This is a genomic window from Arthrobacter sp. CMU6, from assembly GCF_059090205.1.
Genome location: NZ_JBNHFL010000027.1, coordinates 1 through 26326, shown reverse-complemented (window position 1 = coordinate 26326; position 26326 = coordinate 1). Strand labels below are relative to the sequence as shown.

At 66.6% G+C, this 26326-nt stretch carries 28 protein-coding genes and 1 pseudogene; 14 read left to right on the top strand and 15 right to left on the bottom strand.

The genetic code is table 11. From position 1 onward, the window contains the following. Positions 1-39: 39 nt before the first annotated feature. The 4 genes from glgC (at position 40) to AC5RWD_RS17640 (ending at position 4015) form a co-directional block, all read left to right on the top strand. A complete protein-coding gene (gene glgC, locus AC5RWD_RS17655) occupies positions 40-1455 on the top strand; it encodes a glucose-1-phosphate adenylyltransferase (RefSeq protein ID WP_494021255.1) in 1416 nt (471 codons plus the stop codon). A 61-nt stretch (positions 1456-1516) separates the two neighbouring features. Next, the gene (locus tag AC5RWD_RS17650; RefSeq protein WP_494021254.1) at positions 1517-2968 is read left to right on the top strand and encodes an SDR family NAD(P)-dependent oxidoreductase; all 1452 of its coding nucleotides are present in this window, start codon (positions 1517-1519) and stop codon (positions 2966-2968) included. Positions 2969-3021: 53 nt separating this feature from the next. Continuing rightward, positions 3022-3483 carry a pyridoxamine 5'-phosphate oxidase family protein gene (locus tag AC5RWD_RS17645; protein ID WP_494021253.1) on the top strand — a complete coding sequence of 154 codons (462 nt, stop codon included), beginning with the start codon at positions 3022-3024 and terminating at the stop codon, positions 3481-3483. A 49-nt stretch (positions 3484-3532) separates the two neighbouring features. Continuing rightward, entirely contained in the window at positions 3533-4015 is a 483-nt protein-coding gene (locus AC5RWD_RS17640; RefSeq protein WP_494021252.1) for a pyridoxamine 5'-phosphate oxidase family protein, read from the top strand. Positions 4016-4027: 12 nt separating this feature from the next. Here AC5RWD_RS17640 and AC5RWD_RS17635 read toward each other — a convergent pair whose 3' ends face one another. Genes AC5RWD_RS17635 through AC5RWD_RS17625 form a run of 3 tightly spaced genes read right to left on the bottom strand, consistent with a single transcriptional unit; the run spans position 4028 to position 7393 of the window. Beyond that, positions 4028-4879, bottom strand: a complete 852-nt coding sequence (locus tag AC5RWD_RS17635) for a transglutaminase family protein (RefSeq protein WP_494021251.1) — start codon at positions 4877-4879, stop codon at positions 4028-4030. After that, positions 4876-5802 (bottom strand): alpha-E domain-containing protein, encoded by a 927-nt coding sequence (locus tag AC5RWD_RS17630; RefSeq protein WP_410558287.1) that lies wholly within the window; start codon positions 5800-5802, stop codon positions 4876-4878. Before AC5RWD_RS17630 ends, AC5RWD_RS17635 begins: the two co-directional genes overlap by 4 nt. Continuing rightward, positions 5795-7393 carry a circularly permuted type 2 ATP-grasp protein gene (locus AC5RWD_RS17625; RefSeq protein ID WP_494021250.1) on the bottom strand — a complete coding sequence of 533 codons (1599 nt, stop codon included), beginning with the start codon at positions 7391-7393 and terminating at the stop codon, positions 5795-5797. Before AC5RWD_RS17625 ends, AC5RWD_RS17630 begins: the two co-directional genes overlap by 8 nt. A 157-nt stretch (positions 7394-7550) precedes the next feature. On the opposite strand from AC5RWD_RS17625, the gene AC5RWD_RS17620 reads away from it, so the two are divergent. Continuing rightward, the gene (locus AC5RWD_RS17620; protein WP_494021249.1) at positions 7551-8576 is read left to right on the top strand and encodes a YeiH family protein; all 1026 of its coding nucleotides are present in this window, start codon (positions 7551-7553) and stop codon (positions 8574-8576) included. Positions 8577-8677: 101 nt separating this feature from the next. Next, positions 8678-11335: an aminopeptidase N gene (gene pepN, locus AC5RWD_RS17615; RefSeq protein WP_494021248.1), complete on the top strand. Its 2658-nt coding sequence runs from the start codon at positions 8678-8680 to the stop codon at positions 11333-11335. Between the two features lie 14 nt (positions 11336-11349). Here pepN and lplAB read toward each other — a convergent pair whose 3' ends face one another. The 3 genes from lplAB to AC5RWD_RS17600 all read right to left on the bottom strand — a co-directional run bounded on the left by lplAB (position 11350) and on the right by AC5RWD_RS17600 (position 13675). Continuing rightward, a complete protein-coding gene (lplAB, locus tag AC5RWD_RS17610; protein WP_494021247.1) occupies positions 11350-12444 on the bottom strand; it encodes a lipoate-protein ligase LplAB in 1095 nt (364 codons plus the stop codon). Between the two features lie 82 nt (positions 12445-12526). After that, the gene (locus AC5RWD_RS17605) at positions 12527-12784 is read right to left on the bottom strand and encodes a type B 50S ribosomal protein L31 (RefSeq protein ID WP_003802336.1); all 258 of its coding nucleotides are present in this window, start codon (positions 12782-12784) and stop codon (positions 12527-12529) included. Between the two features lie 141 nt (positions 12785-12925). Then, a complete protein-coding gene (locus AC5RWD_RS17600) occupies positions 12926-13675 on the bottom strand; it encodes a TetR/AcrR family transcriptional regulator (RefSeq protein ID WP_494021246.1) in 750 nt (249 codons plus the stop codon). 112 nt (positions 13676-13787) lie between these two features. On the opposite strand from AC5RWD_RS17600, the gene AC5RWD_RS17595 reads away from it, so the two are divergent. Next, positions 13788-14459 carry a DUF2306 domain-containing protein gene (locus tag AC5RWD_RS17595; RefSeq protein WP_494021245.1) on the top strand — a complete coding sequence of 224 codons (672 nt, stop codon included), beginning with the start codon at positions 13788-13790 and terminating at the stop codon, positions 14457-14459. A 19-nt stretch (positions 14460-14478) separates the two neighbouring features. Here the strand turns inward: AC5RWD_RS17595 and AC5RWD_RS17590 are convergent, their stop codons facing one another. Genes AC5RWD_RS17590 through AC5RWD_RS17580 form a run of 3 tightly spaced genes read right to left on the bottom strand, consistent with a single transcriptional unit; the run spans position 14479 to position 16915 of the window. After that, positions 14479-15288, bottom strand: a complete 810-nt coding sequence (locus AC5RWD_RS17590; RefSeq protein WP_494021244.1) for a TrmH family RNA methyltransferase — start codon at positions 15286-15288, stop codon at positions 14479-14481. Between the two features lie 37 nt (positions 15289-15325). Next, positions 15326-16111, bottom strand: coding sequence for a sulfite exporter TauE/SafE family protein (locus AC5RWD_RS17585; protein WP_494021243.1), 786 nt, complete (start codon positions 16109-16111; stop codon positions 15326-15328). Between the two features lie 18 nt (positions 16112-16129). Further along, positions 16130-16915, bottom strand: coding sequence for an ABC transporter ATP-binding protein (locus AC5RWD_RS17580; protein WP_494021242.1), 786 nt, complete (start codon positions 16913-16915; stop codon positions 16130-16132). A 91-nt stretch (positions 16916-17006) separates the two neighbouring features. Between AC5RWD_RS17580 and AC5RWD_RS17575 the strand changes: the two genes are divergently transcribed. Both AC5RWD_RS17575 and AC5RWD_RS17570 read left to right on the top strand, forming a co-directional pair. Continuing rightward, positions 17007-17369, top strand: a complete 363-nt coding sequence (locus tag AC5RWD_RS17575) for an ArsR/SmtB family transcription factor (protein WP_494021241.1) — start codon at positions 17007-17009, stop codon at positions 17367-17369. Further along, positions 17366-18513 (top strand): annotated as a pseudogene (locus tag AC5RWD_RS17570) (cation diffusion facilitator family transporter). Before AC5RWD_RS17575 ends, AC5RWD_RS17570 begins: the two are co-directional and overlap by 4 nt. 3 nt (positions 18514-18516) lie before the next feature. Here the strand turns inward: AC5RWD_RS17570 and AC5RWD_RS17565 are convergent. After that, the gene (locus AC5RWD_RS17565; RefSeq protein WP_494021240.1) at positions 18517-19236 is read right to left on the bottom strand and encodes a phosphatase PAP2 family protein; all 720 of its coding nucleotides are present in this window, start codon (positions 19234-19236) and stop codon (positions 18517-18519) included. A 196-nt stretch (positions 19237-19432) separates the two neighbouring features. On the opposite strand from AC5RWD_RS17565, the gene serB reads away from it, so the two are divergent. Continuing rightward, complete coding sequence (gene serB / locus AC5RWD_RS17560) at positions 19433-20338, top strand: phosphoserine phosphatase SerB (RefSeq protein ID WP_494021239.1); 906 nt, start codon at positions 19433-19435, stop codon at positions 20336-20338. An 11-nt stretch (positions 20339-20349) separates the two neighbouring features. Here the strand turns inward: serB and AC5RWD_RS17555 are convergent, their stop codons facing one another. The 3 genes from AC5RWD_RS17555 to AC5RWD_RS17545 all read right to left on the bottom strand — a co-directional run bounded on the left by AC5RWD_RS17555 (position 20350) and on the right by AC5RWD_RS17545 (position 23042). Continuing rightward, entirely contained in the window at positions 20350-21210 is an 861-nt protein-coding gene (locus AC5RWD_RS17555) for a VOC family protein (protein WP_494021238.1), read from the bottom strand. Positions 21211-21401: 191 nt separating this feature from the next. Beyond that, positions 21402-22154, bottom strand: a complete 753-nt coding sequence (locus AC5RWD_RS17550) for an SDR family oxidoreductase (RefSeq protein WP_494021237.1) — start codon at positions 22152-22154, stop codon at positions 21402-21404. A gap of 162 nt (positions 22155-22316) precedes the next feature. Beyond that, on the bottom strand, positions 22317-23042 hold the full coding sequence (locus tag AC5RWD_RS17545; RefSeq protein ID WP_494021236.1) for a beta-ketoacyl-ACP reductase: 726 nt from the start codon (positions 23040-23042) through the stop codon (positions 22317-22319). Between the two features lie 139 nt (positions 23043-23181). On the opposite strand from AC5RWD_RS17545, the gene AC5RWD_RS17540 reads away from it, so the two are divergent. From AC5RWD_RS17540 to AC5RWD_RS17525, 4 genes are read left to right on the top strand one after another with little or no spacing between them, the layout of a single operon-like run. After that, a complete protein-coding gene (locus tag AC5RWD_RS17540) occupies positions 23182-23628 on the top strand; it encodes a DUF3099 domain-containing protein (RefSeq protein ID WP_494021235.1) in 447 nt (148 codons plus the stop codon). Further along, positions 23625-23885, top strand: a complete 261-nt coding sequence (locus AC5RWD_RS17535) for a hypothetical protein (protein WP_494021234.1) — start codon at positions 23625-23627, stop codon at positions 23883-23885. The genes AC5RWD_RS17540 and AC5RWD_RS17535 overlap by 4 nt, the downstream gene beginning before the upstream one ends. After that, positions 23886-24758 carry an SURF1 family cytochrome oxidase biogenesis protein gene (locus AC5RWD_RS17530; protein WP_494021233.1) on the top strand — a complete coding sequence of 291 codons (873 nt, stop codon included), beginning with the start codon at positions 23886-23888 and terminating at the stop codon, positions 24756-24758. Positions 24759-24774: 16 nt separating this feature from the next. Further along, positions 24775-25242, top strand: a complete 468-nt coding sequence (locus AC5RWD_RS17525) for a YbaK/EbsC family protein (RefSeq protein ID WP_494021232.1) — start codon at positions 24775-24777, stop codon at positions 25240-25242. A 72-nt stretch (positions 25243-25314) separates the two neighbouring features. Here AC5RWD_RS17525 and AC5RWD_RS17520 read toward each other — a convergent pair whose 3' ends face one another. Then, positions 25315-25893, bottom strand: coding sequence for a dihydrofolate reductase family protein (locus tag AC5RWD_RS17520; RefSeq protein ID WP_494021231.1), 579 nt, complete (start codon positions 25891-25893; stop codon positions 25315-25317). 245 nt (positions 25894-26138) lie between these two features. After that, positions 26139-26326: HNH endonuclease (locus AC5RWD_RS17515; protein ID WP_494021230.1), on the bottom strand; the 188-nt coding region annotated here is incomplete at its 5' end.

Sequence of the window (26326 nt, the reverse complement as noted above, 5' to 3'; positions counted from 1 at the left end):
CGGATTTTTGGGGAGTTACGAAGGTGTACAGGAGCGACCATGCCGTCAACTAAGAAAGTCCTGGCCATTGTCCTAGCCGGAGGCGAGGGAAACCGGCTCATGCCGCTGACGGCAGACCGGGCCAAACCTGCCGTGCCTTTTGCCGGCAGTTACCGGCTTATCGATTTCGCGCTGTCCAACCTGGTGAACTCCCGGTATCTGCAGATCGTGGTGCTCACGCAGTACAAGTCCCACAGCCTTGACCGCCACATCTCCGAGACGTGGCGCATGTCCACCCAGCTTGGGAACTATGTGGCCTCCGTTCCGGCCCAGCAGCGCGTTGGCAAGAGCTGGTTCCTGGGCAGTGCCAACGCCATCTACCAGTCCCTGAACCTGATTCATGACGCCAACCCTGACATCGTCGTCGTGGTCGGTGCCGACCACGTGTACCGCATGGACTTCTTCCAGATGGTCGAACAGCATGTTAAGAGCGGCGCCAAGGCCACGGTGGCCGCCGTCCGGCAGCCGCTGAACATGGCTAACCAGTTCGGCGTCATCGAGGTGGACCCGGAAGACCCGCAGAAGATCGCCGCGTTCGTGGAGAAGCCTGCCTCCACCCCCGGGCTGGCAGCAGACCCCACCCAGTTCCTCGCCTCCATGGGCAACTACGTCTTTGACGCTGACGCCCTGGTGGACGCGCTTCACGTTGACGCGGAGCGGCTGGACACCAAGCACGACATGGGCGGGGACATCATCCCCTACTTCGTGAACCAGGGGCAGGCCGGGGTGTACGACTTCACCCTCAACGACATTCCCGGCTCCACCGAGCGGGACCGGACCTACTGGCGTGACGTGGGGACCATCGACTCCTTCTACGATGCGCACATGGACCTGATCTCGCCGCTGCCGGTCTTCAACCTGTACAACTCCGAATGGCCGATCTACACGCGGCAGAGCATCTCCCCGCCCGCCAAGTTCGTCCGCGGCGAGAACAACACCGTGGGAACGGCCCTCGATTCCATCGTGGCCAGCGGCGTGGTCATCTCCGGCGGCATCGTGGAAGGTTCCGTGCTGTCCAACGACGTCTACGTCGGTTCGGCCAGCCGGGTGATCGACTCGGTGCTCATGGACAAGGTGCACATTGGTGAGGGCGCTGTGGTGCGCCGGGCCATCATCGACAAGAACGTCAGGGTCCCTGCGGGTGCCGCCATCGGCCTGGATCCGGAGCTGGACCGCGCCCGGGGCTTCAAGGTGACGGACTCCGGCATCACGGTGCTGTCCAAGTACCAGGCCGTCCCCGAACCGGACGAGGCCGAGCGTGCACTGTCCGCGGCCAACCTGCATTTGGTCCCCGATGCCGTTAGGGCCGCCACGGAGAACTGGCCCGAGGTCCGCAGCTCCGTTGAACAGGTGGGCAAGGTTCAGGCTGCCGCCGCCGGCGTCGACTCCTCGAAGCAGCAGGCCATCCGTTCCTAGTCCGGCTCCGGCAACCGCCCTGAGGCAGGTCCGACGCTCCACAGGCTGTAAAATCAGATCAATGAGCTCCGCCGATCTGACGCCTGAAGAGATTCAGGCCTGCCTCAAGGTTTTGAACACCATCCACGTCTACGACGAGGAACACCCCGACTACGTCTCGGTGCGCCGCGCCACCGGCAAGATGTTCAAGGCCGTGAAGCGGCACCGGCGGGTGACCAAGCGCGACCTGATCGCGGAAGCGGACCGCGCCGTGCTTGCACAGACCGCCACCGCCGCGCCTGACCGGATCGACGACGAGACGCGCGGCAACAAGCTGGCACCGTCCGCCACGGGAAAGGTGGCCGGCCACCTCATCAGGTCCCGGCCCTGCTACATCTGCAAGCAGCACTACACCCAGGTGGACGCCTTCTACCACCAGTTGTGCCCCGAGTGCGCGGCGTTCAGCCATTCCAAGCGCGATGCCCGCACCGACCTCACCGGCCGGCGTGCCCTGCTGACCGGCGGCCGCGCCAAGATCGGCATGTACATCGCCCTGCGGTTGCTGCGGGACGGCGCACACACCACCATCACCACGCGTTTCCCCAAGGACGCCGCGCGCCGCTTCGCCGCCATGGAGGACAGCGGGGAATGGCTGCACCGGCTGAAGATCGTGGGCATCGACCTCCGCGACCCCTCGCAGGTCATGGCCCTCACCGATGACCTCAATGCCGCCGGGCCGCTGGACATCATCATCAACAATGCAGCCCAGACAGTGCGACGCTCCGGCAATGCCTACAAGCCGCTTGTCGACGCCGAGGACGAGCCGCTCCCGGCCGCCCTGGAGGCAGCCAACGGGGGGCCTGAACTCGTCACCTTCGGCCACGCGCACGACAAGCACCCGCTCGCGATCGCCAGCAGCGTCACCGAGCACCCGGTCCTGGCCGGGGATGCGGTCACGTCCCTTGCCCTGTCAACCGGTTCGGCTTCGCTGGAACGGATCGCCGCCGGAACGGCCATCGACGCCGGCGGCCTGGTCCCGGACCTCGCCACCATCAACAGCTGGACACAGGTGGTGGACGAGGTGGACCCGCTGGAGATGCTCGAGGTGCAGTTGTGCAACGTGACCGCGCCCTTCCTGCTGGTCAGCCGGTTGCGGGACGCCATGAAACGCTCAACTGCGCGCCGCAAGTACATCGTCAACGTCTCCGCGATGGAGGGCCAGTTCTCCCGGGCGTACAAGGGACCCGGCCACCCGCACACCAACATGGCCAAGGCCGCTCTGAACATGATGACCCGCACCAGTGCCCAAGAGATGCTGGAAACCGACGGGATCCTCATGACCGCCGTCGATACCGGCTGGATCACCGACGAACGCCCGCATTTCACCAAGGTCCGGCTGATGGAGGAAGGCTTCCACGCGCCGCTGGACTTGGTTGACGGCGCGGCCCGGGTCTACGACCCGATCGTCATGGGCGAAAACGGCGAGGACCAGTACGGGGTGTTCCTGAAGGACTACAAGCCCAGCCCCTGGTGAACCGGCGGGCCCGGGGCCTCGCGGCAGCTGCGGTCGTTCCGTAGCATGGGTCCATGAACAGCGCACCCCAGGACGGCAAGCTAACCTTCGACGAGTGCTGGGACCTGCTGAGCACTTCAGTGGTGGGCCGACTCGCCTTCATCGTGGACGGGCACCCGGAAATCTTTCCGGTCAATTTCGTCGTCGAGCACCGCAGCATCGTCTTCCGGACCGCCGCAGGCACCAAGCTCTGGCAAACCAGCAAGGAGACGCCCGCGGCGTTTGAGATCGACGGCTACGACGCAGACAGCCAGGAGGCTTGGAGCGTCGTGGGGCGCGGCACCACGGCCATCGTGGACAGCGATGTGGAGCAGGCGGCGGCGGACGCCCTGGGGCTGGAGCCGTGGGAGCCTGGCGACAAATCCCATTATGTCCGCCTGTCATTGCAGGTGCTGACCGGCCGCCGCTTCAGGGTGGCAGTCCCGCACATCTGGAGTACCCGGCTGGCAGACCAGCGCAGGGCGGCTTTCGAGTAGCCTGGGAGCGATCTGGCGGGTCCAGCGGCTGCGGCGTAGGCTCAGGTCCATGACCGACGTGCAGCCTGCCGCAGCATCCCACGAGTCCGTCGAACACCTGGATTCCAGCGAGTGCTGGCACCTGCTCCGCCAGGTTTCGGTGGGCAGGCTGGCCGTCTGGGTGGAGGACCACCCGGACATCTTCCCGCTCAACTACACCGTGGACCACGGTACGCTGGTGTTCCGCACGGCTGAGGGCACCAAACTTGGTGGCGCCCTCGGGGAATCACCAGTGGCACTGGAAGCCGACGGAGTGGATGCCGAATCAGGCATGGCCTGGAGCGTGGTGGTCAAGGGGAAAGCTGCAGCCCTCAAGAGCACCGAGGAAATCCTCGATTCTGCGCGCCTCTACCTCTTCCCCTGGCAGGCAGGCCAGAAGGACCACTTCGTCCGCATCACACCCGACTCGGTCACCGGCAGGCGCTTCAAGGTCACGCCGCCGCTCACCTGGTGGACCCAGCTCAGCGGCGCAGTCCGGTCCGCGCCGGAATGATCTGCCCCCGGCTCAGGCCAGGCGGGTGATCTCGACGCTTACGCTGAGGTCGGAGCCGCCCCCGCCGGACAGGATGCCCTTGAGCGGCGGTACGTCCCGGTAATCCCGGCCGCGGGCCACCGTCACGTGAAAGTCACCGGCCGGCTTGTGGTTGGTCGGATCCCAGCTGCGCCATTCGCCGTCCCACCATTCCAGCCACGCATGGGACTGTCCGGCCACCGTCTCGCCGATGTCCGCCGTCGACCGCGGGTGCAGGTAACCGGAGACGTAGCGGGCCGGGATGCCGCGGCTGCGCAGGGCACCGATGGCAAGGTGGGCCAGGTCCTGGCAAACGCCCTGGCGCTGACCCCAGGCTTCCTCGGCGTTAGTGGTCACGCCGGTGCTGCCCTTCATGTAGGTCATCTCACCGCGCATCCAGGCGAAAATGGCCATCGCGGCCTCGTGCGGGTTCTTGCCTGCAACCACGCCGGGGATGATGCCGAGGACCTCCTCCCCCGGACCGGTCAACTGTGACTGCGGCACCCAGTCGCTGAACTGGTTGGTCGTCTCGGGGGAAGCGAGGTCGTCCCAGCCCACGATATCCGCCTCCGAGGGGACACGTACCGCCCGGTGGACCTCCACCGTGGTGGTGGCCAGGACTTCCAGGTGCTCGTGCGGCATCTGCATGTCGAACGCCGTGACCCGGGTGCCCCAGTAGTCGCGGTAGCTGCTGACGGCAGCCTGCGACGGCGTGACCTTCATGGAGGACTCCAGCACCACCTGCTGCGGGTCCGTCAGCGGAGTCATGCGCGCCTCGTTGTAGGAAAGCGTGACGCGCCGCTTGTACTTGTAGCCGGTCCTGTGGACGATGCTCAGCCGGGTCATGAAACTTCTCCCACCCAGGCCAGTTCATCCGCCTGATTGAAGTACTTACGGGAAATGGCGTCGGACGCCTGCGCGACGGCCTTTTGCACGCGCTCCATGTGCTCCGGAAGTTCGGACATGAGGTCGTCCGTGCGGTGGAACTCCAGGAAGGTGCGGGCCTGGCCCACGATGCGGCGGGCGTCGTTGATGAAGCCGACGCGCTGGGCCGAGGGGTCCAGCTTCGCCAGGCACTCGTCGGCGTCGCGCAGGGCGTAGACGATGGAGCGCGGGAACAGCCGGTCCAGCAGCAGGAACTCGGCCGCATGCTGGTCGCCGAACGCGGCCCGGCGGGTCCGCAGAAAGGACTCGTAGGCACCCGCGCAGCGGAGCATGTTCACCCAGGACATGCCTGCGGAGAGGACGTCCCGCGTGGAGAGCATCCGGGCGGTCATGTCGGCCCGTTCCAGCGAACGGCCCAGCGCCAGGAAGAGCCAGCTGTCGTCGTGGCTGACCGTGGTGTCGGCCAGGCCGCTGACCATGGCGGTGCGCTCCAGCACCCAGTGGCAGAAGCGGTACGTGCCCACCACGTCCTTGCGGTGCTGGTTCAGCCCGTAGTAGGTGGTGTTCAGGCTCTCCCAGAGGCCGGACGACACCGTCTCGCGGGCACGCCTGGCGTTCTCGCGGGCAGCGCCGAGGGACCCTGCGATCGAGGTGGCGCTGTGTTTGTCGTACGCCAGGGCGTGGAGCAGTTCCTCCAGCCCGAAGTCCTCGCTCTGCGGGCGGGCACCCATGACGCCGAGCAGTTCGCGGGCAACACTGCGCCGCTCCTCCGTGGGCAGGTGGTTCAGGCGCTCCAGGTGGACGTCGAGGATACGGGCCGTACCGTCGGCCCGTTCAACGTAGCGGCCGATCCAGAACAGGGATTCGGCAATTCGGCTAAGCATTCGCGGGTACCTCCTGCGCGTCAGAAATCTGCTGCTGCTGCTGCTGTTCCGACTGCCGGTCGCGCCAGTTGCTCTCGACCGGCCACACGGAGACCCGCTCGCGGACGGTGACGGAAGGCCGCGGGAGCCGCTCCACCGGCACCTGCGGCGACCCGGCCAGCACCCAGGTGTCCTTCGACCCGCCGCCCTGGCTGGAATTTACGATCAGTGATCCCTCCTTGAGGGCAACGCGGGTGAGGCCGCCGGGCAGCACCCAGACGTCGTCGCCGTCGTTGACCGCGAAGGGCCGGAGATCAACGTGGCGGGGCCCGAACTTGTCGCCGCTGAGCGTGGGCACGGTGGACAGCTGGAGCACCGGCTGCGCGATCCAGCCGCGGGGGTCGGCAATGATGCGCTTGCGCAGCGCGTCGAGTTCGTCCCTGGACGCGTCCGGACCGATCACCAGGCCCTTGCCGCCGGAGCCGTCCACGGGCTTGACTACGAGTTCGTCCAGGCGGTCCAGGACGTGCTCGCGGGCTTCCTTTTCCTCCAGCCGGAAGGTGTCCACGTTGGCGATCACCGGTTCCTCACCGAGGTAATAGCGGATCAGGTCCGGAACGTAGCTGTACACCAGTTTGTCGTCCGCCACGCCATTGCCTACCGCATTGGCGATGGTGACGCCACCGGCACGGGCGGCATTGACCAGGCCGGGGCAGCCGAGCATGGAATCGGACCGGAACTGCAGCGGGTCCAGGAAGTCGTCGTCGATGCGTTTGTAGATGACGTCGACGCGCTGCTCGCCCGCCGTGGTGCGCATGTACACGCGGTTGCCGCGGCAGATGAGGTCGCGGCCCTCCACGAGCTCCACGCCCATCAGGCCAGCCAGGAGGGTGTGCTCGAAGTACGCGCTGTTGAAGACGCCGGGGGTCAGCACCACCACGGTGGGGTCGTCCACGCCCGAGGGCGCCGTCTTACGGAGGGCGGACAGCAGCCGGCGCGGGTATTCCTCCACCGGGCGGATGAGCTGGGATCCGAAGGCCTCCGGGAGGCCCTTTGCCATGGCCCGCCGGTTCTCCAGCACATAGCTCACGCCGGAGGGCACGCGGACGTTGTCCTCCAGGACCCGGAACGTTCCGGCGGCGTCGCGCACCACGTCGATACCGGAGATGTGCACGCGCACCCCGCCCGCGGGTTCGAAGCCGTGCACGGCGCGGTGAAAGTGTGCGCTGGTGGTGACCAGCTGCCGCGGGATCACGCCGTCGGACACCACGGTCATCTTGTCGTAGACGTCGTTAAGGAACGCTTCGAGGGCGCGCACCCGCTGGGCGACGCCTCGCTCCAGCACGTCCCACTCGTCGGAGGGGATGACGCGCGGCACGATGTCCAGCGGGAACGGGCGCTCCTCCCCCGCGAAGTCAAAGGTCACGCCGCGGTCCAGGAACGTCCTCGCCATCGAGTCCGCCCGTGCACTGACATCCGCCAGGGACAGCTTCCGCAGGGCACCCGCAACCTGGCCATACGACTGGCGTGCCTTTTGCCCGGGGGCAAACATCTCGTCGTAGGCGCCGGTGCGGCCGGCAGCCTCGGAGTAATCCTGGAATAGGTCAGACATGGTCATTAGCCAACCACCTTTTTGTTGCGAATTCATTTCCCGTCCCGCCCTGGCGTGTTGGCGGGACTTCCGGTTGGTCTTTGGCGGCGACGTCCGGCAAGGTTGGGAGGTGCCAGACTTCCGACTCCCGCCGCCGCTGCCGGAGCAGTTGCACGGGATGACGCATCAGAACCTTACCCGGATTCTGCCCGGCCTGCTGACCGCCGTCGTCGCCCTTGCCTTCGCATTCGCAATCCATGCGGCCATTCCTGTGCTTCCGGCCATGACCCTGGCCGTGGTCCTGGGCCTGCTCGCGGCAAACCTTCCCGGTACCGCGGTGTGGACGGCCGGCCGCGCGCGGCCGGGGCTGGACTTCGCCGGCAAGCACCTGATGCGCGGCGGCATCGTGCTTCTGGGACTAAAGGTGAGCCTCTCGGACGTGCTGGGCCTCGGCTGGCTGGCCCTCCTGCTCATTACGGCGGTGGTGCTGGCCAGCTTCGCGGGCACCTACGGGATTTCCCGGGTGTTCCGGCTTCCGGCGGATACGGCACTACTGATCGCCACCGGCTTTTCCATCTGCGGTGCCTCGGCGATCGGTGCGATGGCCGCGGTGCGGCGCATCAGCCACCGGGACACCGTCCTGCCCGTAGCACTCGTGACGCTGTGCGGAACGCTCGCCATCGGCGTGCTCCCGCTGCTGGTCCACCCCCTGCAGTTGAGCACCGAGGCCTTCGGTGCCTGGACCGGCGCCTCGGTGCACGACGTCGGGCAGGTAGTGGCCACGGCGCAAACGGCAGGTCCGGCGGCACTGGCCCTCGCAGTCGTCGTCAAGCTCACCCGGGTGATCCTCCTGGCGCCGATGGTGGCCATGGCCGGGGCCGAACAGCGGATCCGGCACCGCCGGGAGGCCGGCAGCCGGGCCGGCGGCCGCATCGCCGGCAAGCCTCCGCTTGTCCCGCTGTTCGTCGTCGGATTCATCGCCATGGTGGCGCTGCGCTCCAGCGGCTGGCTCTCCGCCGGATGGCTGGAGGCAGCAGCCGGGCTGCAGGACGTGCTGCTGGGCGCTGCCCTGTTCGGGCTCGGATCGGCGGTACGAATCCGCACCTTGCTGCACACTGGGGCACGCGCCGTGCTGGCCGCCCTCGCAGCGTGGCTGCTGATCGCGGTCCTCGGGCTGGCCGCCGCGCTGCTGATGGTTCAGTAGCCCCGTGCTTCAGTAGCCCCGCGCTTCAATAGCCACGTGGTTCAATAGCCCCCGTGCTTCAGTAGCCCCGCGCTTCAATAGCCACGTGGTTCAATAGCTGGGTGCCGAACCAGAATCTCCAGCGCAGCGAAACGGCAGAGCGGTCCGCCCTGATCACCACCCACAGCTACGACGTCTGGCTCGACGTCCGCAAGGCACCGGATCCAGGGACCGCGGGGTACACCAGCCGCAGCACCATCGCCTTCTCGGCAGCGCAGCCGGGGGCATCCACCTTCCTGGACTTCATCGCCGGGGACGTGCACAGCGTGGTCCTCAACGGCGTAGAGCTGCCCGTCCCTGCCATGGTGGACGGGGCACGGATCCGGCTGGACAACCTCCAGGCCGAGAACAAGGTGACGGTCACCGGAACTGCCCTCTACAGCAGCTCGGGCGAGGGCATGCACCGCTTCTTCGACCCGGCCGACGGCCAGTGCTACCTCTATACCCAGTACGAGCCGGCCGACGCCCGCCGGGTCTTCGCGAACTTCGAACAGCCCGACCTCAAGGCCCGGTTCACCTTCTCCGTCACCGCCCCGGCCGGCTGGAAGGTGGCCTCCAACGGCGCCGAGGCAGCGCGCCTTCCGCTGGCGGAGGACCCGGCAGCGGCCCGCTGGGACTTCGCTCCCACCCTGCCCATGTCCACCTACATCACCTCGGTGCTGGCCGGCCCATACTTCAAGGCCGAGGACCACTGGAGCAGGACGGACGACGCCGGGACCCGCCTTGACGTGCCACTGGCACTCTACTGCCGGGTCTCCATGGCACCGTCGTTCGACGCCGCAGAGCTGTTCAGGCTCACCAAGCAGGGACTGGAATTCTTCAACCAACTGTTTGACTACCCCTATCCGTGGGGCAAGTACGATCAGGCCTTCGTGCCCGAATACAACCTGGGCGCGATGGAAAACCCAGGCCTGGTGACTTTCACGGAAAACTACGTGTTCACTTCGCGTGCCACCGATTCCCAGTACCAGGGCCGCGCCAACACCCTGCTGCACGAGATGGCCCACATGTGGTTCGGCGACCTTGTGACCATGCAGTGGTGGGACGACCTGTGGCTGAAGGAATCCTTCGCGGACTACATGGGCACCCTCGGCGTGGACCGCGCCACAGACTGGGACACGGCCTGGGTCAACTTCGCGAACAACCGCAAGGCCTGGGCCTACGTCCAGGACCAGCTGCCCACCACCCACCCGATCGTCGCCGACATCCCGGACCTCGAGGCGGCCAAGCAGAACTTCGACGGCATCACGTACGCGAAGGGCGCCTCGGTCCTCAAGCAGCTCGTGGCGTACGTCGGCTTCGACGCCTTCATCGCCGGGTCCCGGCAGTACTTCAGGGACCACGAGTACGGCAACACCACGCTGGCGGACCTGCTCGGCGCCCTGGCCGGCTCCTCCGGCCGGGACCTCACCACCTGGGCCAGGCAGTGGCTCCAGACGTCCGGCATCTCAACGCTGAGCGCCGAACTGCAAACCGCTGGCACGGCGGACGGCACGGCCGTTCTCGAGCGGGTCACGCTGCTGCAGGACGCCCCCGACCCTGTCACCGGGCAGCAGGAGCCGCGCCCGCACCGGCTGCGCATCGGGCTGTACAACTTCGACGCTGCCGGCATGCTGGTCCGGACTGATTCCGTGGAGACTGACCTGACCGGCGGCGCCGAACAAGTCGCAGGACTGTCCGGGAAGCCCCGCCCGGCGCTGCTCCTGGTCAACGACGAGGACCTCAGCTATGCCAAGGTCCGGCTGGACCCCGTGTCCGAGGCTACCGTCCGAGCTTCCCTGGACCGGATCAGCGACCCCATGGCCCGCGCCCTGTGCTGGTCCGCATTGTGGAACTCGGCCAGGGACGGCATTGTGCCCGCTTCACAGTACGTGGATGCCGTGCTCCGGTTTGCTTCCGCCGAGTCCGGCATCGGCGTCCTGCTGAACATCCTGGGCAACGCCACCATGGCCCTTGAACAGTACGTGCCGGCCACGGAACGCGAAGGCCTGCGGAAGTGCTTTGCCGAGCGTGCTGTACGCGAAATGTACGCGGCGGAGCCTGGTTCCGACCAGCAGCTTGCCTGGGCCAGAACCCTCGCCACGGTGAGCCGGACCGAGGGCAGCCAAACGGCGCTGCTCCGCGGGCTGCTGGACGGCGGCGAGCGGGTGCCCGGACTGGCGGTGGACGCGGAGCTCCGCTGGAGTCTGTGGCACGCGCTGGCGGCCCGCGGCCTGGCCACGGAGCAGGAGCTCGACGCCGAGCTGGCCAGGGACACCACAGCCTCCGGACGGGCCGGCCATGCCACGGCGCTGGCCGCCCGGCCTGAGGCCGCCGTCAAGGCCGCCGCCTGGGATGCGGCGGTCCGCGGGACGGCGCTCACCAACCAGCTGCTCAGCGCCACCATCGCAGGGTTCAACACCGCCTCCGAAGATCTCCTGGACCCGTTTGTGGAGCCCTACTTCGGGTGCCTGCAAACGGTGTGGGCGGAGCGGAGCATTGAAATCGCAAGCCGGATCGTCCGCGGGCTCTACCCTGGCGTCCGGGACCTGGGCGCAGCCGCGAACCCGGAGCACCATCCGGTGCTGGCACGCACCGACCGCTGGCTCTTAGAGCACCCGGACGCCCCGCGTGCCCTGCGCCGGATCATCATCGAACAGCGAAGCCATCTGCATCGTTCGCTGGCCGCCCAGGCTCTTTCCGCCGGGCATTTTTCGGACGGGAAACATCCGGCCGGGTAACCCGCGGACGGGCATTAGGGTACCCGGTGCAGCCACGTGCCTGTGCCGAACTTGGAGGCAACACGTTCACGGGCGGCCTCCAGCTCCTGCGCCGTGATTTCCGATGGAGTGGCCCCGTAGCGTTCGGCAAACACTTCCATCATGGCCGCCACGATCTCGGTCCGGGCCAGTCCTGTCTGGCGGCGCAGCGGGTCCACGCGTTTCTTGGCGCTGGTGGTTCCCTTGTCCGAAAGCTTTTCCTTGCCGATCCGGAGCACGTCCACCATCTTGTCGGCGTCGATGTCGTAGCTCATGGTCACGTGGTGGAGCATGCCGCCGTTGGCCAGCCGCTTCTGGGCCGCCCCGCCGATCTTGCCCTGGCTGGTGGCGATGTCGTTGAGCGGGACGTAGAAGGCGTCGATGCCGAGCTTCTTCAGGGCGGCCATGACCCACGCGTCGAGGAACGCGTAGGAGTCGGCGAAGCTGATGCCGTCCACGAGGGTCTGCGGCAGGTAGAGCGAGTAGGTGATGCAGTTGCCCGCCTCCATGAACATCGCTCCCCCGCCGCTGATGCGCCGGACCACGGTGATGCCGTGCCGAGACACGCCGTCGGGGTGTACCTCGTTGCGGTAGGACTGGAAGCTGCCGATCACCACCGACGGTTCCTCCCAATCCCAGAAGCGGATGGTGGGGTTGCGGCGGCCGGCGCCCACCTCCTCCGTAAGCACCTCGTCCAGCGCCACGTTGAGGTGGGTGGGCAGCACGCTGGGCGCGATGATGTTCCAGTGGTGGTCCGTCCATGCGGTGGCCTTCGCCAGTGCCCTGCGGACGGCGATGGCCACAGCGTCGGCCGAGAACCCGAACAGCACCGCGTCCTTCGGCAGGGAGTCCTCCACGGCGGCGGCGATCTCGGCCGCCGTCGAACTTTCCGGCAGCCCGCCCAGGGCGGCGTTAATGGCCAGGAGGGCCTCATCGGGTTCGAGGAAGAAGTCGCCGCTAAGTGACACGTCCGCGAAGACGCCGTCCCGGACATCGAGGTCCACCACCACGAGCTTGCCGCCCGGGACCTTGTACTCACCGTGCAGCCCCGCGGCCGCTTCTCCCCTTGCAGATATTGGCGTGGCAGTCATGCCTTCCATCCTGCCCCACAAACGCGAAAAGCCCGCACCGTTGCCGGTGCGGGCTTTCCAAAGAACCTTGGGGCGAAGTGAATTACTTCTTGCCGCCGAAGCCCTTGAAGCGAGCGTTGAAGCGCTCGACGCGGCCAGCGGAGTCCATGATGCGCTGCTTGCCCGTGTAGAACGGGTGGGACTCGGAGGAGATTTCGACGTCGATGACCGGGTAGGTGTTGCCGTCTTCCCACTCGATGGTCTTCGAGGAAGACACGGTGGAGCGGGTCAGGAACTTCGTGCCGGAGGCCAGGTCGTTGAAAACAACAGCTTCGTACTTCGGGTGGATATCAGACTTCATAATGGGACCTTTGTTCACGCAGCTGGATTTTGCCAGTTGCCAGGTATGAATGGGATGGCTTCCATCCGTGCCTCGCCCGTCCAGAAGGCCGGCGAAAAACACAGTGGAACCAGCTATCAATCATAGCCGATCGTGGAGGAACTAACGAACCGGGAGGGAGTGCGTCCCGTCCCCTTTGGCGCGGCTGGAACTCCAGCCCTGTTCGTGCAGCCGCGCAAAGCCGTCGAGGAGGAGATCGAGGGCGAATTCAAACTCAAACTGGTCGTCGCAGCCGTGCCCCACCACGGAGCCCTCGTCGTGGGCACCCGAGGCGGCAACAACAAGGATGTTCGGATACCGCTCGGCCATGTGCCGGAGCATGGCGGCCTGCGCTTCGGGCGGGAGCTGCGCCTGCGCAGCGGGCTCCTGGCTTGCTGAGTCGTCGAACAGCTCCTGGGTGAATCCCCACATGCGGCCGCCGAGGGCATGCATGACGTGGTGTGTCAGGTCGGCGGAGAAGCCGCCGGACAGGAACATGCCGGCGAATGAGTCCATGTAGTTGAGGACTGCGGGCGTCTTGGTGGTGCGGGTTTCGATCACCCTGCGGGCCCATGGATGGCGCTGGAGCACCTGCCGTGCGGAAAGGACGCGCAGCCGGATGGCGGCCTTCCAGTCCAGGTCGGGCACCGGCGGCTCGATCTCGCCGACAATCACTTCCACGATGCCGTCAAGGAGTTCCTCCTTGTTGGCCACGTGTTTGTAGAGGGCCATTGGAACGACGCCGAGTTCCTGCGCGAGCCGGCGCATGCTCAAGGATTCCACGCCGGCCCGGTCGGCAAGGACGATGGCGGACCGCAGCACTTTCTCCCTGCCCAAGGGGTTTCGGCGCGGGTTTTTCTCCAGCTCAGTCATCTGGGCCTCCTTTCCGCCGGGAACTTTCCATTGACAAGTGTACGCCGTACACCTAGCTTTATATCCTAGGTGTACGGCGTACACCGAAAGTCTTCGGGACGGGGAAACTGACATGTCGACCAAAACGCTGATTCGTTCCAAGCCTGCTCCACGTTCCCGGGGGCGGTGGCTCGTGCCGGCCGGGCTGATCGTCGTCAGCCTCATTCCGGTGATCTTCGGATCCCTGCGCGTCGCAGAGTTCGCCGCCGGAGCCCCGGTCACGCCGGCCAATGCACGCTTCTTCGACTCCCCCGCGCCCGTACTGATCCACATTCCTGCAGCCATCGTGTACAGCTTGCTGGGGGCGTTCCAGTTCGTCCCGAGCCTTCGCCGGGGCAAGGGGCGCCGGTCCAGCTGGCACCGGCTCGCGGGCGTCATCCTCATTCCGGCCGGTCTGCTCGTTGCCCTGTCAGGGCTTTGGATGTCAGCCTTCTATGACCTGCCGGAAGGCGACGGCCAGGCTCTTTTCGTCCTGCGGATGATCTTTGGCTCGGCCATGCTGGTGAGCATTGTCCTGGGCGTGCTGGCGATCCGGCAGCGCGACTTCGTCCGGCACGGGGCGTGGATGGCACGCGGCTACGCCATCGGCATCGCCGCGGGGACCCAGGCCCTGGTTTCGATCCCCTGGATGCTGCTGGCTGGGCAGCCCGACGAACATGCCCGGGCTGTGCTCATGGGCGCCGGATGGGTCATCAACCTGGCGGCGGCCGAATACTTCGTCCGCAGGCGGGGGCGGCGGATCTAACCTCTGGCCAGGGGATGGGTTACGTCCGCGGCCGCAGCTCCCAGAAGGCGACGGCGGACGCCGCCGCCACGTTGAGCGAGTCCACGCCTGCGCGCATCGGGATCTTGACCGCGAGGTCGACGGCGGCAAGCGTGTCCGCGCTCATGCCGGCACCTTCCGTGCCCAGCACCAGGGCGAGCCGCTCCGGGTTTCTTGCTGCCAGCTCGTCCAGGTCCACGGCGTCCTCGGTGAGCTCCATGGCTGCCACCGTGAACCCCTGCTCCTTGAGGAGGGTCAGGTCCTGCGGCCAGCTGTCCAGCCTTGCCCACGGCACCTGAAAGACGGTGCCCATGCTGACGCGGACGCTGCGGCGGTACAGCGGATCGCCACAGCGCGGCGACACCAGGACGGCATCGACGTCGAGCGCCGCTGCCGACCGGAAGATCGCCCCTACGTTGGTGTGGTCCACGATGTCCTCGAGGACTGCCACGCGCCGGGCGCCTGCCAGCAGTTCCGGCAGCGGGACCGGCGCCGGGCGGTGCATGGCTGCCATGGCTCCGCGGTGCAGGTGGAACCCGGTGATTTCCTCCAGGAGGCCGGCGCTGCCGATGTACGCGGGAACGTCCGGGTACTGCTCGAAGATGTCCGCGAGGTCCGGAAGCCATTTCTCGGCGAGGAAAAAGGACCGCGGCCGGTGCCCGGCGGCGAGGGCGCGCCGGAGTACCCGGGAGGATTCGGCGATGTACATGCCCTCGGCGGGTTCGCGGAGCTTCCGGAGGTGAACGTCCGTCAGCTGGGTGTAGTCGGCGACGCGCGGATCCGCGGCTGACTCGAGATAGTGGAAAGTCACCGGGTGGTCATTTCGATAAGCACTTGCATTTCACTGATCATTTGAGCAGGTTCGCTACCAGGAAGCCGAGTGCCACCAGGCCGAGGGCAAAGATGACGCCGCGCAGCACGGGCGGGGACAGCTTGCGGCCCACCTTGGCGCCCACGAGGCCGCCGATGAGGGAGCTGACGGCGATGATGGCCACCACTGCCCAGTTGATCCGGTCGAAGGCGAACAGCAGATAGGAGGCGGCCGCGATCAGGTTCACACCAAGTACCAGGACATTTTTCATGGCGTTGGCGTTCTGGATGGTGCCCGTCATGAACACGCCGAGGATGCCCACCAGCAGGATTCCCTGTGCCGCGACGAAGTAGCCGCCGTACACGCCGGCGAGGAAGACGAGGACCACCAGCAAAACGCTGTGGTGCTTGTCCCGCAGGGCGTGCTCGGGGTTTTCCTCGCGGTTCCGCACCCACTGCTGAAGCCTGGGCTGGAACACCACCATCAGCAGGGCCAGGACAATGAGCACCGGTGCCGCGTAGTGGAAGACCTTCTCCGGCAAATGGAGCAGGAGCCAGGCTCCGCTGATGCCGCCCAGCAGGGAAGCCGGCAGGAGCCGCAGGAGCTGCCGGCCGCGTCCCTTCAGCTCCCGGCGGTAGCCCCATGCGCCCGCCGCGCCTCCGGCGACGAGGCCCATGGCGTTGCTCATGGAGGCCGTTACCGGTGCGATGCCCAGCGCAATCAGCACCGGGAAGGTGACGAGGGTTCCGGACCCGACGACGCTGTTGATGGTGCCCGCCCAGAGGCCGGCGAAGAACACAAGGATGCCGCTGAAAAACTCCACGCTGTGCCGGCTGCTCCGCTAGCGGCGGGCGGTTGCCGTGTAACGGCCGGCGTTTACCGAAACGTCCAGGGGCAGGCCGAACGTTTCGCTCAGGTTGTCCGAGGTGAGGACCTCTTCCACCGGGCCGGCAGCCACCACTTCGCCGTCGCGCATGAGCATGGCATGGGTGAAGCCCGGCGGGACTTCCTCAAGATGGTGCGTGACCAGCACGATCGCCGGAGCGTCCTCGTCCAAGGCCAACTGGCTCAGGCGGTGCACCAGGTCCTCGCGGCCGCCAAGGTCGAGGCCGGCGGCGGGCTCGTCGAGCAGGAGCAGTTCGGGGTCGGTCATGAGGGCGCGGGCGATCTGCACGCGCTTACGCTCGCCCTCGGAGAGCGTGGAGAACTTGCGGTTCAGGAGCGGGCCCATGCCCCAGTCGTTCAGGAGGGCGAAAGCGCGGCGTTCGTCGTCCTTCTCGTAGCCCTCGCGCCAGCGGCCGGTCACGCCGTAAGCGGCAGTGACCACGACGTTGAGCACCTTCTCGTATTCGGGGATCTGGTTGGCCAGCGCGGCAGATGAGAGTCCGATACGTGGCCGCAGTTCGAAGACGTCAACCTTTCCGAGGCTTTCGTCCAGGATGCCGGCGATGCCGCTGGTGGGATGGAGCCGTGCCGCGGCGATCTGCAGCAGAGTGGTCTTGCCGGCGCCGTTGGGCCCAAGGATGACCCACCGCTCGCCCTCCCTGACCTGCCAGTCCACCTTGCTCAGGAGCGTTTTGGCTCCGCGCACAACGCTGACGGCGGCCATTTCAAGAACTTCACTCATAGAAGTAGACACTAGGACAAAAAACGGTGCGACTGATAACCGGTAGCGCCGCCCGCCGGCGGGCCTTCCTGCTATATGGCAGTATATGCGTATGAACGCAGATACGCAGGGTTGCAGGCTCGACGTCGACAGCCAGTACGTCGAGCTCGCAGTTGAGATTTTCGCCATGCTGGCAGACGCCACAAGGGTGCGGATCATCCTTGCCCTGCGCGAGGGTGAGATGGCCGTGGGCGCCTTGGCCGAGGTGGTGGGAAAGTCGCCAGCGGCGGTGTCGCAGCACCTGGCCAAAATGCGGCTGGCGCGCATGGTGTCCACCCGCCAAGACGGGACCAAGGTTTTTTACCGGCTCGAAAACGAGCACGCACGCCAGCTCGTCGCGGATGCAATCTTCCAGGCCGAGCATGCGCTCGGCGGGCAGCCGGCCCACCACCGTCTAAAGGGAGCCGCATCATGACCGACCGGATCCAGACCGCCGGCGCACCAGCGGACGGAACCGCCCCGGACTCCCCTGGACAGGGCCACTCGCACGATCAGGCTCAGGACCACTCGCATGGCTATGATCACAGCCACGAGCACGAGCACGGGCACGAGGGGCATCATCATCACGACCACGGACACGGCCGCTCGCACAGTCACGGGCATGCGCATCACAAGGGGCTGAAGGGCTGGCTTTTCGAGCTGTTCGTCCCGCACACCCATGACGCGGTGGACTCTGTTGATGACGCTCTGGAGGCCAGCGCGCAGGGCATCCGAGCGCTGAAGATCAGCCTGCTCATGCTGCTCGGGACCACCGTCCTGCAGTTCCTGGTTGTCCTGGTGAGCGGCTCGGTTGCCCTGCTGGCTGATACCATCCACAATTTTTCCGACGCCCTGACCGCCGTTCCCCTGTGGGTGGCGTTCGTCCTGGGGCGTCGCGCGGCCACCCGCCGCTACACCTGTGGCTTTGGCCGTGCGGAGGATCTGGCAGGGCTGTTCATTGTCGCCGTCGTCGCTCTTTCGGCTGTATTGGCCGCCTGGCAGTCGGTGGAACGGCTGATCCACCCGCAGGTGCTCCATAATCTGGGCTGGGTCATGGGCGCAGGGCTGATCGGCTTTGCCGGCAACGAGGCAGTGGCGTTCTGCCGCATCAGGATTGGATGGCGGATCGGCTCAGCCGCGCTGGTGGCCGACGGCGTTCATGCGCGGATGGATGGCTTCACATCCCTGGCAGTGGTGCTCGGCGCCGGGGGCGTCATGCTCGGGTTCCCCCTGGCGGACCCGATCGTTGGCCTGCTGATCTCGGCGGCCATCATCATCCTGCTGTGGGGAACCGTCCGCAGCATCGGCCGCCGGTTGATGGACGGATTGAGCCCGAACTCGTGGAGCGCGCCTGCCGCACGCTTGAGGGCACGCCTGGCGTCATCGACGTGGAGCGCGTGCAGTTGCGGTGGGTTGGGCACCGCCTGCAAGGTGCGGCGACCATCACTGTGGACGGCGACGCCAGTCTCCGGCTGGCTGAGCAGACCCTGAACCTGGCCAGCCACCGGCTCCGGCACGCCCTGCCCAAACTCGATGAGATGGTGCTGACGCCCACGGCAGCCGGGACCCGCACGTCCTAGCCTTCACGGGTTGTTAGGTGTGGAACGGTTCTTCGCAGAACCGTGCCGGGCTGCGTCTGTGAATACCGCCACCGCTGCAACTGCCAGCGCCACGCCGAAGGAAGCCACGACGTCGGTGAGCCAGTGGTAGCCCAAATACAGCCGGCTAAAGCCAACCAGCGCTGTCGCGGCAAAGGCCGCGGAGAAGCCAAGCACCGCCGTCGTGCGCGTCCCCGACCGCAAAAATACGAGGTAGGCGAGCACAACCGTGAACACGCCGATCCCCACCGTGTGCCCCGAGGGAAACGAGAGGGCATCGTCGGGCCCGAGCAGGAAATCAGAAGCAGGCGGGCGCGACCGGCTGACGAATTGCTTGATGAGAGTGGTCAGCACCAGGGCCAGCATCAAGGCCCCCATGAGCACTGCCGGGCGCCACAACTCGCGCTTCCAGACGACCCATGCCAACGCAAACACCGCGCCGATGACTGCCAGCATTTCCGGTGACGTCACGGTGCTCAGGGCCGCCAGCGGCACCGTGGCGGCAGGGTGGCGCGAATCCACCATCAGGCTGTGCACAGGACCGTCCATCCCCGCCAGCCCCGAGTCAGACTGGACGGCAGCGAACATGAGCCAGAAGGCAGCGTCACCGGCCACCAAGAGAGCCCCGGCCCAGCAAAAAAGTACCTCCTGCGGCACCCTCAGCAGGGGTGCCGGGCGCAGGCGGGCAATCAGGGCAAAGAGCATCAGGCCATTTTGCCCCACCGGCCTCCGGGTTGTCCGGACGTTTGCTGGGAGCCGGCTGGGGGCCGGCCCTGTGCACTGATGTGCACTTGATGTTGTGCGCTCAATGCCGCGCACTCGAGGCCAGGCAGCGGAACCCATGGGCGAGATGCGCTCAGCGGATTCGGGCGGCGGCGCTGCGCTGGATAAGATTGCAGCCATGACTTCGAACGTGACTGCGGTCAGCTACGGCCTGAAACTGTCCCCCGCGGAACCGGAAAACCTGCGGTCCCTGCTGGCGGGCTCCGGCGCCACCTTCGGAGAAGCCTCCAGCACAAGCGACGGACGCTTCGACGTCTGCATCGTGGACTTTTCCGTACCTTCGGGCTATGCCTCGGACATCGCCGGCCTGCGGCACGTCATTGCCGCCGCGAAGGCAAACGCGGAGCGCGCCGGCGTGGACACGGCCATCGTCCCCGCGGAACTGCGGAAGGCGCAACGCAAGCTGCTCATCATGGACGTCGACTCCACCCTCATTCAGCAGGAGGTCATCGAACTCCTCGCCGCCTACGCTGGAAAGCGGGACGAAGTCACTGCAGTCACGGAAGCCGCCATGCGCGGTGAACTGGACTTCGCGCAAAGTCTGCACGCGCGCGTGGCCGTCCTCGCAGGGCTGCCGGCTGCCGTCGTCGACTCCGTCCGCGCGGAAGTGAAGCTGAGTGAGGGAGCCGCCGAGCTGGTGGCCGCATTCAAGGCCGCGGGCCATGCCGTGGCGGTGGTGTCTGGCGGCTTCAACCAGATCCTGCGCCCCATCGCCGAGGAGCTCGGCATGGACTACTGGATCGCCAACGAGCTGGAGATTGTTGACGGGGCACTGACCGGCAAGGTCCTCGGCGCCGTAATCGACCGCGCCGCCAAGGAAAAGTACCTCCGCGAATGGGCGGCCGCCGAGGGCATCGCGCTGGAGCACACCATCGCGGTAGGCGACGGCGCGAACGACCTCGACATGCTCGGCGCCGCGGGCATTGGGGTGGCCTTCAATGCCAAGCCCGCCGTCCTGGCCGTGGCTGACGCCGCCATCAACATGCCGTACCTCGACGCGGTGCGGCACATCGCCGGAGTCTGAAATAGCCGGAACTAGAAGCCCGACGGCGGAGTGAACTGGCTCGCCGTGAAGACGGCCCCGCCGGTGTCCCTGATCAGGGCGGTCCGTGTCCACGCCGTGTCGTCCTGCCCCAGGACGTGACCGCCGAGGCGCTCCGCCTCCTGGACCGCGCGGTCCCGGTCCGCCACGGTGAAGGTGACGTGCCAGTGCGGCCGCTCACCCGGAGCCGCCGGGGCAAGCCAGCCCACTGCGTCCTCGAAGCCGGCTGGGACCGCGTCACCCGATTGCCGTGTCCTGATGCCGGGGTCGACGGTTGCCTCCAGATGGTCGCCGTACCCGGGGCGGCGGATCATGATGCCAAAGTCGAGGCGGTCGAACTCCCAGCCGAAGGCCCTGGTGTAGAAGTCTGCGGCAGCATCCGTGTCCGCTGTATGGAGGTCGCTGAAGTTCCAGCCACCCGGCAGGTTGACCGCCTGGGCGCCCGGCCGCCCACCGGGCTGCCAGATGCGGAACTCGGCTCCCTCGGGATCTGCCAGGGCGGCCCGCACGCCGCCAACGCCCGTATCGGCAGGAGCCGATTTCAGGGTTGCGCCGGCCGACAGCAGATGACGCACCGCGGCGTCCGCATCGTCGACCGCGATGTACGTGTTCCAAGCGGGGACGCCGTGGGTGCCTGCACCGAAACCGGTGATGGCGCCCGTCTCCTGGCCGCCAAGCCGGGCCACCGCGTAACTGCCGGTTTCCCCGAGCGGCACTGAACCGGCGTCGAACTCCCAACCGAACAGTCCCGCGTAGAACGCCATGGCTGCCTCCACGTCAGGCTGCTGGCTGTCCACCCAGCACGGCACGCCGGCCGGATAAGTCCGCTTCGTTGCTGCTGCATCCTCTGCCATGGCTATGACCCTAGGCGCCCCGGGCCGCCGGGACAACGCCTGCGGGGGGCTGAAGTGGATGCCGATGCGCGGGGGCAGTGAGGCAGGGCACAGTGCTGAGCGGGACGGCGAAGGCCCGGCGCTGTTGCACCGGGCCTTCGTATCAACTAACCGTGTCAAGGCACCGCGTCAGGCACCCGCGGAGGGAGCGGCTACCCGGCGTTCTTGCCGAAGTAGTCCGCGCCGCCGGCGTATTCCGTATGTCCGGACTCGACGTCGGCGGTTGCCATGCCGGCCACCACTTCGGCGAACTCCTCGACGGAGTACAGCTTGCCGGCCTCGGCGCGGCGGGCCTCGATGGCGCCGGGGTTTGAACGGTCCAGCAGCGTGGCGGTCACGGTCCCCTCGATCATGTCGCCGGACACCACCACCAGCGAGATGCCCTTCTCCGCCAGGTTCGGCAGGAGTTCGCGAAGGGCGTCCTCACCGGCGCGCTTGCTGCGGGCCACGGGCTCGTACTCGGGCATGGTGGGCACCGAGTTGATGAAGTGGGCCTGGTGGCTGGTCACGAAGACCACCCGGGAGCCTTCCTTCATGAGAGGCACGGCGGCGTTGAGCATGTTGATCTGGGCGTCGCGGTTGAGCTTGAGCGCGTAGCCCTCCTCCATGCCGGTCTCCATGCCGCCAGAGGCGTTGAGGACCAGGACGTCGAGCGAACCGAAGTTTTCCATGGCGGCGCTGGCCAGCGCCTGCACGCCTTCGCGGGTGGTCAGGTCTGCGCCAACAGCAACGGCGCGCCCGCCGGCGGCCTCGATGCCTGCCACCACTTTGTTGGCGCGCGGCGCCTTCTGGCGGTAGTTGACGACGACGGCGGCGCCCTCGCCGGCGAGGATCTTGGCAACTTCGGCGCCGATGCCGCGCGAAGAACCGGTGACGATGGCTGTCTTGTTGTCCAGCTGTCCCATGTGGGCTCCCTTGTCTAAAGCTTGATCTTTGTTCACAACGTCTAACTACTGATGGCCTGCAGTCCATCATGCCAGCGGGCGGGCCGGTTTCCTTTGTCGGAACACCACAAAGAAGGTGCTGGCCCGCCCGTTGGCGAAAGCTGGGTTGGCGCCAGTGGGGACCTAGTGCCCCATGCCGAGGCCGCCGTCGACCGGAATCACGGCGCCGGAGATGTAGGCGGCCTCGTCACTGGAGATCCAGCGCACCACGTTGGCCACCTCGGAGGACTCGGCGAAGCGTCCGGCGGGGATGCTGGACAGGTAATCCTTCTGCGTTGCTTCCGGCAGCTCTGCCGTCATGTCGGTGTTGATGAACCCGGGCGCCACAACGTTGGCAGTGATCCCGCGCGAACCGAGTTCACGGGTCAGGGAACGGGCAATGCCGACGAGCCCGGCCTTGGAAGCGGAGTAGTTGATCTGCCCCGGTGCGCCGTACAGGCCCGAGACGGAGGAGATGAGCACCACGCGGCCCCTGCGCAGCCGGATCATGCCCTTCGAAGCGCGCTTAATGACGCGGAAGGCGCCGGTCAGGTTGGTATCGATGACGGACGTGAAGTCGTCCTCGCTCATGCGCAGCAGCAGCGTGTCCTTGGTGATGCCGGCGTTGGCCACCAGAACCTCGACGGGGCCGTGCGCGGCCTCAACCTCGGTGAAAGCAGCGTCAACGGAAGCTTCGTCGGTCACGTCGGCCTTGACCCCGAGGATGCCCTCCGGCAGCTTCGATTCGCTGCGGTACGTCACTGCCACCTTGTCGCCGTTGGCCAGGAATGCCTCCGCGATGGCCAGGCCAATGCCGCGGTTTCCGCCCGTGATGAGGACGCTGCGGGCCGTGGTTGCTGCTTCAGACATGTGTGCTCCGGATTTCCGCGGAGCCTCGCTCCGCTGTTGTGGCTGGATTTTTAACTGCCTTCGATCTTATCGCCCGATTGGGAGCCATCTTCGGATGGTGAGAGAATTGGGGTAGCCATTGGAGCGTGATGAAACAGTCGTGACAACTGAACCCCAACCCGGACAGCAGACGCCCGGGAAGCGTGATGCAGCCGCCGGCCATCCGGAAGTAATCAGCATCACCGACGCCGCCGCAGCGCATTCCGAAGACATGCGGGAGCGCATGATCAAGTACGCCCTCGCCATGGGTATCCGCATGGTGTGCCTGATCATGATCTTCGTGGTGGATGGCTGGTTCAAGTTGGTTGCCGTGGCGGGCGCGGTATTCCTGCCGTGGGTTGCTGTAGTGATCGCAAACGGTTCGGACAAGGCGGAGATCCACAGCGATGCGCTGCTCGATTACACGCCGTACGCTGAACTGGGAGCGGCCGACGACTCCGGGAGTGCGGACGGGGCCGACACAGCGGATGAACCGACGGTGCTCCAGGGCGAACTCATTGCTGATGACGAAGAAGACGACGACGGCCGGGGACAGAAAGCTTCATGAACATTTTCAACCTGGGTGGCGGCAGCGGCGATGTCGACGGACCCGCATCCGCGGCCACGTGCTCCCGCAAAGCCTGCCGGGCCGACGCGTCCTGGCAGCTGCTGTGGAACAATCCCAAGATCCACACGCCTGACCGCCGCAAAGTCTGGCTGGCGTGCGGTGAGCATAAGCCGTGGCTGGAGGATTACCTGCAGACGCGCGGGCTCTGGAAGGAGACCGTGCCGCTCGAGGCCGCAGAGACCGGCGGGAACAGCTGAATGTACAAGTTCCTGTTTTCCAGCAAGTGGCTGGGCTACCTCCTGCTGGCCGCGATCTTCGCCACCGGTTGCGTATTCCTAGGCCGCTGGCAGATGGACCGCCGGGCGGAGACCCTGGCGGAAATCCAGAGGGTAACGTCGAATTACTCGGCAACTCCCATCACGTTCGATCAGGCCCGCGGTGAGTTCAATCAGCTGGACCCGTCCCGCGAATGGACCCAGGTCAGGCTCCAGGGCAGCTACGACGTCGACGGGCAGCGGATCGTTCGTAACCGGCCCCTCAACGGGCAGCCCGGGTATGAAGTGGTGGTGCCGTTCAAGCTCGTGTCGGGTGAGACCGTGGTGATTGACCGCGGCTGGCTGCCGATCGGCAACAAGACCCCCGGCCGTCCGGACTCCATTCCGGCGCCGCCGTCCGGGCAGATCACGGCAGTGGTGCGGCTCAAGCACAGCGAACCCACGCTCCAGCGCGGCGCACCTGAGGGCCAGCTGGCCTCCATCGACTTGCCCGCTTACGCTGCCGAGCTCGGCTATCCGCTCCTGACGGGCGCCTACGGGCAGCTCGCATCGGAGACGCCACCGGTAGCGGACATGCCGCAGCCGTTCCCCATGCCCTCGGTGGACGAGGGAACGCACCTGTCCTACTCGCTGCAGTGGTTCGCCTTCGGCATCCTCATGTTCGTGGGCTTTGGTTACGCTGCCCGGCAGCAGGCGCGCAACGCAGCGATGGATGCCGAGGACGCCGAGTCGCTGGACGGCGAGCCCGCCCACACGGCCGCGGGAGCCCGCCGTCGTCCGCCGGCACCCCGGAAGCGCAAGCGGCCGACGGCGGAAGAAGAGGAAGACGCGATCCTGGATGCCCAGGGCTACTGACGACAGGAGCGCGGACATGCTTGCCGACCCGGTGGCCAACGTGCGCCGCGCCCTCACCGCCGCCGGCGCCCGCGACACTGTTACGATTCTTCCCGGTGCGGTTCCGACGGCGGCCGCCGCGGCCGATGCGCTGGGCTGCGACGTTGCGGCAATCACCAACAGCCTGGTGTTCGAAGTGGACGGTACTCCCCTGCTGATTCTCGCCAGCGGCGCGGCGAAAGTGGACGTCCGGATGGTCGCCTCCCAGCTGGGCACCGGCCGGATCCGCCGAGCGGCCCCCGATTTCGTGCTGCGCCACACCGGCCAGGAGGTGGGCGGCGTGGCGCCGGTGGGCCATCCTGCCAAGATCCGCACCCTGCTGGATGCCTCCCTCGAAGAGCACCCAACGCTCTGGGCCGGAGCCGGCGACCATCATTCCATGTTCTCCATCAGCTACGGTGAGCTGCAGCGGATCACGGACGCCCACGTATTACGCGTCCGGTAGGAGCTGCCGGGCCGGTTCAGTCCCTTGGGGAGTCCTGAGCGGAAGTAGTTGTTGCGTCGGGTGGCCCTGGCTTCAGGCATGCAGGGTGGGCCGGTAGATGAGCTCTTGGGTGTGGCCGTCGAGCGTCCGGCTCTCGATCAGCTCGAGATCGAAATCGGCGGCGCCTTGGAAGATGGGTTCCTCTCCGGTCTGACCGGTGATCACTGGGAAGACTGTCACCTGGACGCGGTCGACAAGGCCGGCGGCCATCAGTGCCCGGTTCATCGATAGGCTGCCGTGGGAGCGCAGCGGCACGTCCGACTCCTCCTTGAGCCGCGCGACGACGTCCACCGCGTCGCCGCTCACGACGATGGCGTCCGGCCAGTCGAGCGGTTCCTGCAGTGTTCTCGACACCACTGTTGCCGGCAGGTTCGTCATCCGCGTGACCCATGGGTCACGGACGTCGGAATCCTCGGTGCTTGACGCTAGCATCTGGGCGAACGCCCGGTACGTGTTGGCCCCGAAGACCGTCCGCTGCTCCTCACCGTATAAGGCGAGGCGATGCTCGAGCAGCTCGGGGCCTTGCTTGCCCCAGTAACCGCCCCAGTTGCCGCTGTGGGAGCCGAAGCCGTCGAGGCTGGAAAAGACGTCAAAGGTGTAGATAGCGCTCATGCTGTTCTCCTCGAGTGCGGCTGGTCGGGTTTGGGAATGGAGATGTGACGGCGGGATGAGCTTAGCGACCGAAGCTGAGGCTGACCACCGTGTTGATCAGTGCGACTGCGCAGGCCAGAAGCACCGTGCTCCTGGGATTGCCGGAATTTGGCGTCCATCCGACGACAAACCCGGCAGGTTGCTTCTGCGGGTTTGGCAGGGCTGGGGTACGCCGCCCAGGCTCGCGTGCTGACTGGCGGTGCCGTTCATTCCCGTTGTGGCCGTGATCTGAAGTAGTTGTTGCGGCGTGGTTTTCGGTGGGGGTCGAGTTCTGGTGGTGGTTTGAACCAGGGGACGTCGTTGGTGACTTCGATGGTCCAGTTTTCTTTGTGGATGAGGTGGTGGTGATGGCTGCAGAGCAGCACGCCGTTGCCGGTGCCGGTGGTTCCGCCTT

Coding starts and splice junctions, on each gene's coding strand:
- glgC (WP_494021255.1), top strand. CDS start 40: ATGCCGTCAACTAAGAAAGTCCTGGCCATTGTCCTAGCCGGAGGCGAG.
- AC5RWD_RS17650 (WP_494021254.1), top strand. CDS start 1,517: ATGAGCTCCGCCGATCTGACGCCTGAAGAGATTCAGGCCTGCCTCAAG.
- AC5RWD_RS17645 (WP_494021253.1), top strand. CDS start 3,022: ATGAACAGCGCACCCCAGGACGGCAAGCTAACCTTCGACGAGTGCTGG.
- AC5RWD_RS17640 (WP_494021252.1), top strand. CDS start 3,533: ATGACCGACGTGCAGCCTGCCGCAGCATCCCACGAGTCCGTCGAACAC.
- AC5RWD_RS17635 (WP_494021251.1), bottom strand. CDS start 4,879: ATGACCCGGCTGAGCATCGTCCACAGGACCGGCTACAAGTACAAGCGG.
- AC5RWD_RS17630 (WP_410558287.1), bottom strand. CDS start 5,802: ATGCTTAGCCGAATTGCCGAATCCCTGTTCTGGATCGGCCGCTACGTT.
- AC5RWD_RS17625 (WP_494021250.1), bottom strand. CDS start 7,393: ATGTCTGACCTATTCCAGGATTACTCCGAGGCTGCCGGCCGCACCGGC.
- AC5RWD_RS17620 (WP_494021249.1), top strand. CDS start 7,551: ATGACGCATCAGAACCTTACCCGGATTCTGCCCGGCCTGCTGACCGCC.
- lplAB (WP_494021247.1), bottom strand. CDS start 12,444: ATGACTGCCACGCCAATATCTGCAAGGGGAGAAGCGGCCGCGGGGCTG.
- AC5RWD_RS17605 (WP_003802336.1), bottom strand. CDS start 12,784: ATGAAGTCTGATATCCACCCGAAGTACGAAGCTGTTGTTTTCAACGAC.
- AC5RWD_RS17600 (WP_494021246.1), bottom strand. CDS start 13,675: ATGACTGAGCTGGAGAAAAACCCGCGCCGAAACCCCTTGGGCAGGGAG.
- AC5RWD_RS17595 (WP_494021245.1), top strand. CDS start 13,788: ATGTCGACCAAAACGCTGATTCGTTCCAAGCCTGCTCCACGTTCCCGG.
- AC5RWD_RS17580 (WP_494021242.1), bottom strand. CDS start 16,915: ATGAGTGAAGTTCTTGAAATGGCCGCCGTCAGCGTTGTGCGCGGAGCC.
- AC5RWD_RS17575 (WP_494021241.1), top strand. CDS start 17,007: ATGAACGCAGATACGCAGGGTTGCAGGCTCGACGTCGACAGCCAGTAC.
- AC5RWD_RS17565 (WP_494021240.1), bottom strand. CDS start 19,236: ATGCTCTTTGCCCTGATTGCCCGCCTGCGCCCGGCACCCCTGCTGAGG.
- serB (WP_494021239.1), top strand. CDS start 19,433: ATGACTTCGAACGTGACTGCGGTCAGCTACGGCCTGAAACTGTCCCCC.
- AC5RWD_RS17555 (WP_494021238.1), bottom strand. CDS start 21,210: ATGGCAGAGGATGCAGCAGCAACGAAGCGGACTTATCCGGCCGGCGTG.
- AC5RWD_RS17550 (WP_494021237.1), bottom strand. CDS start 22,154: ATGGGACAGCTGGACAACAAGACAGCCATCGTCACCGGTTCTTCGCGC.
- AC5RWD_RS17545 (WP_494021236.1), bottom strand. CDS start 23,042: ATGTCTGAAGCAGCAACCACGGCCCGCAGCGTCCTCATCACGGGCGGA.
- AC5RWD_RS17535 (WP_494021234.1), top strand. CDS start 23,625: ATGAACATTTTCAACCTGGGTGGCGGCAGCGGCGATGTCGACGGACCC.
- AC5RWD_RS17530 (WP_494021233.1), top strand. CDS start 23,886: ATGTACAAGTTCCTGTTTTCCAGCAAGTGGCTGGGCTACCTCCTGCTG.
- AC5RWD_RS17525 (WP_494021232.1), top strand. CDS start 24,775: ATGCTTGCCGACCCGGTGGCCAACGTGCGCCGCGCCCTCACCGCCGCC.
- AC5RWD_RS17520 (WP_494021231.1), bottom strand. CDS start 25,893: ATGAGCGCTATCTACACCTTTGACGTCTTTTCCAGCCTCGACGGCTTC.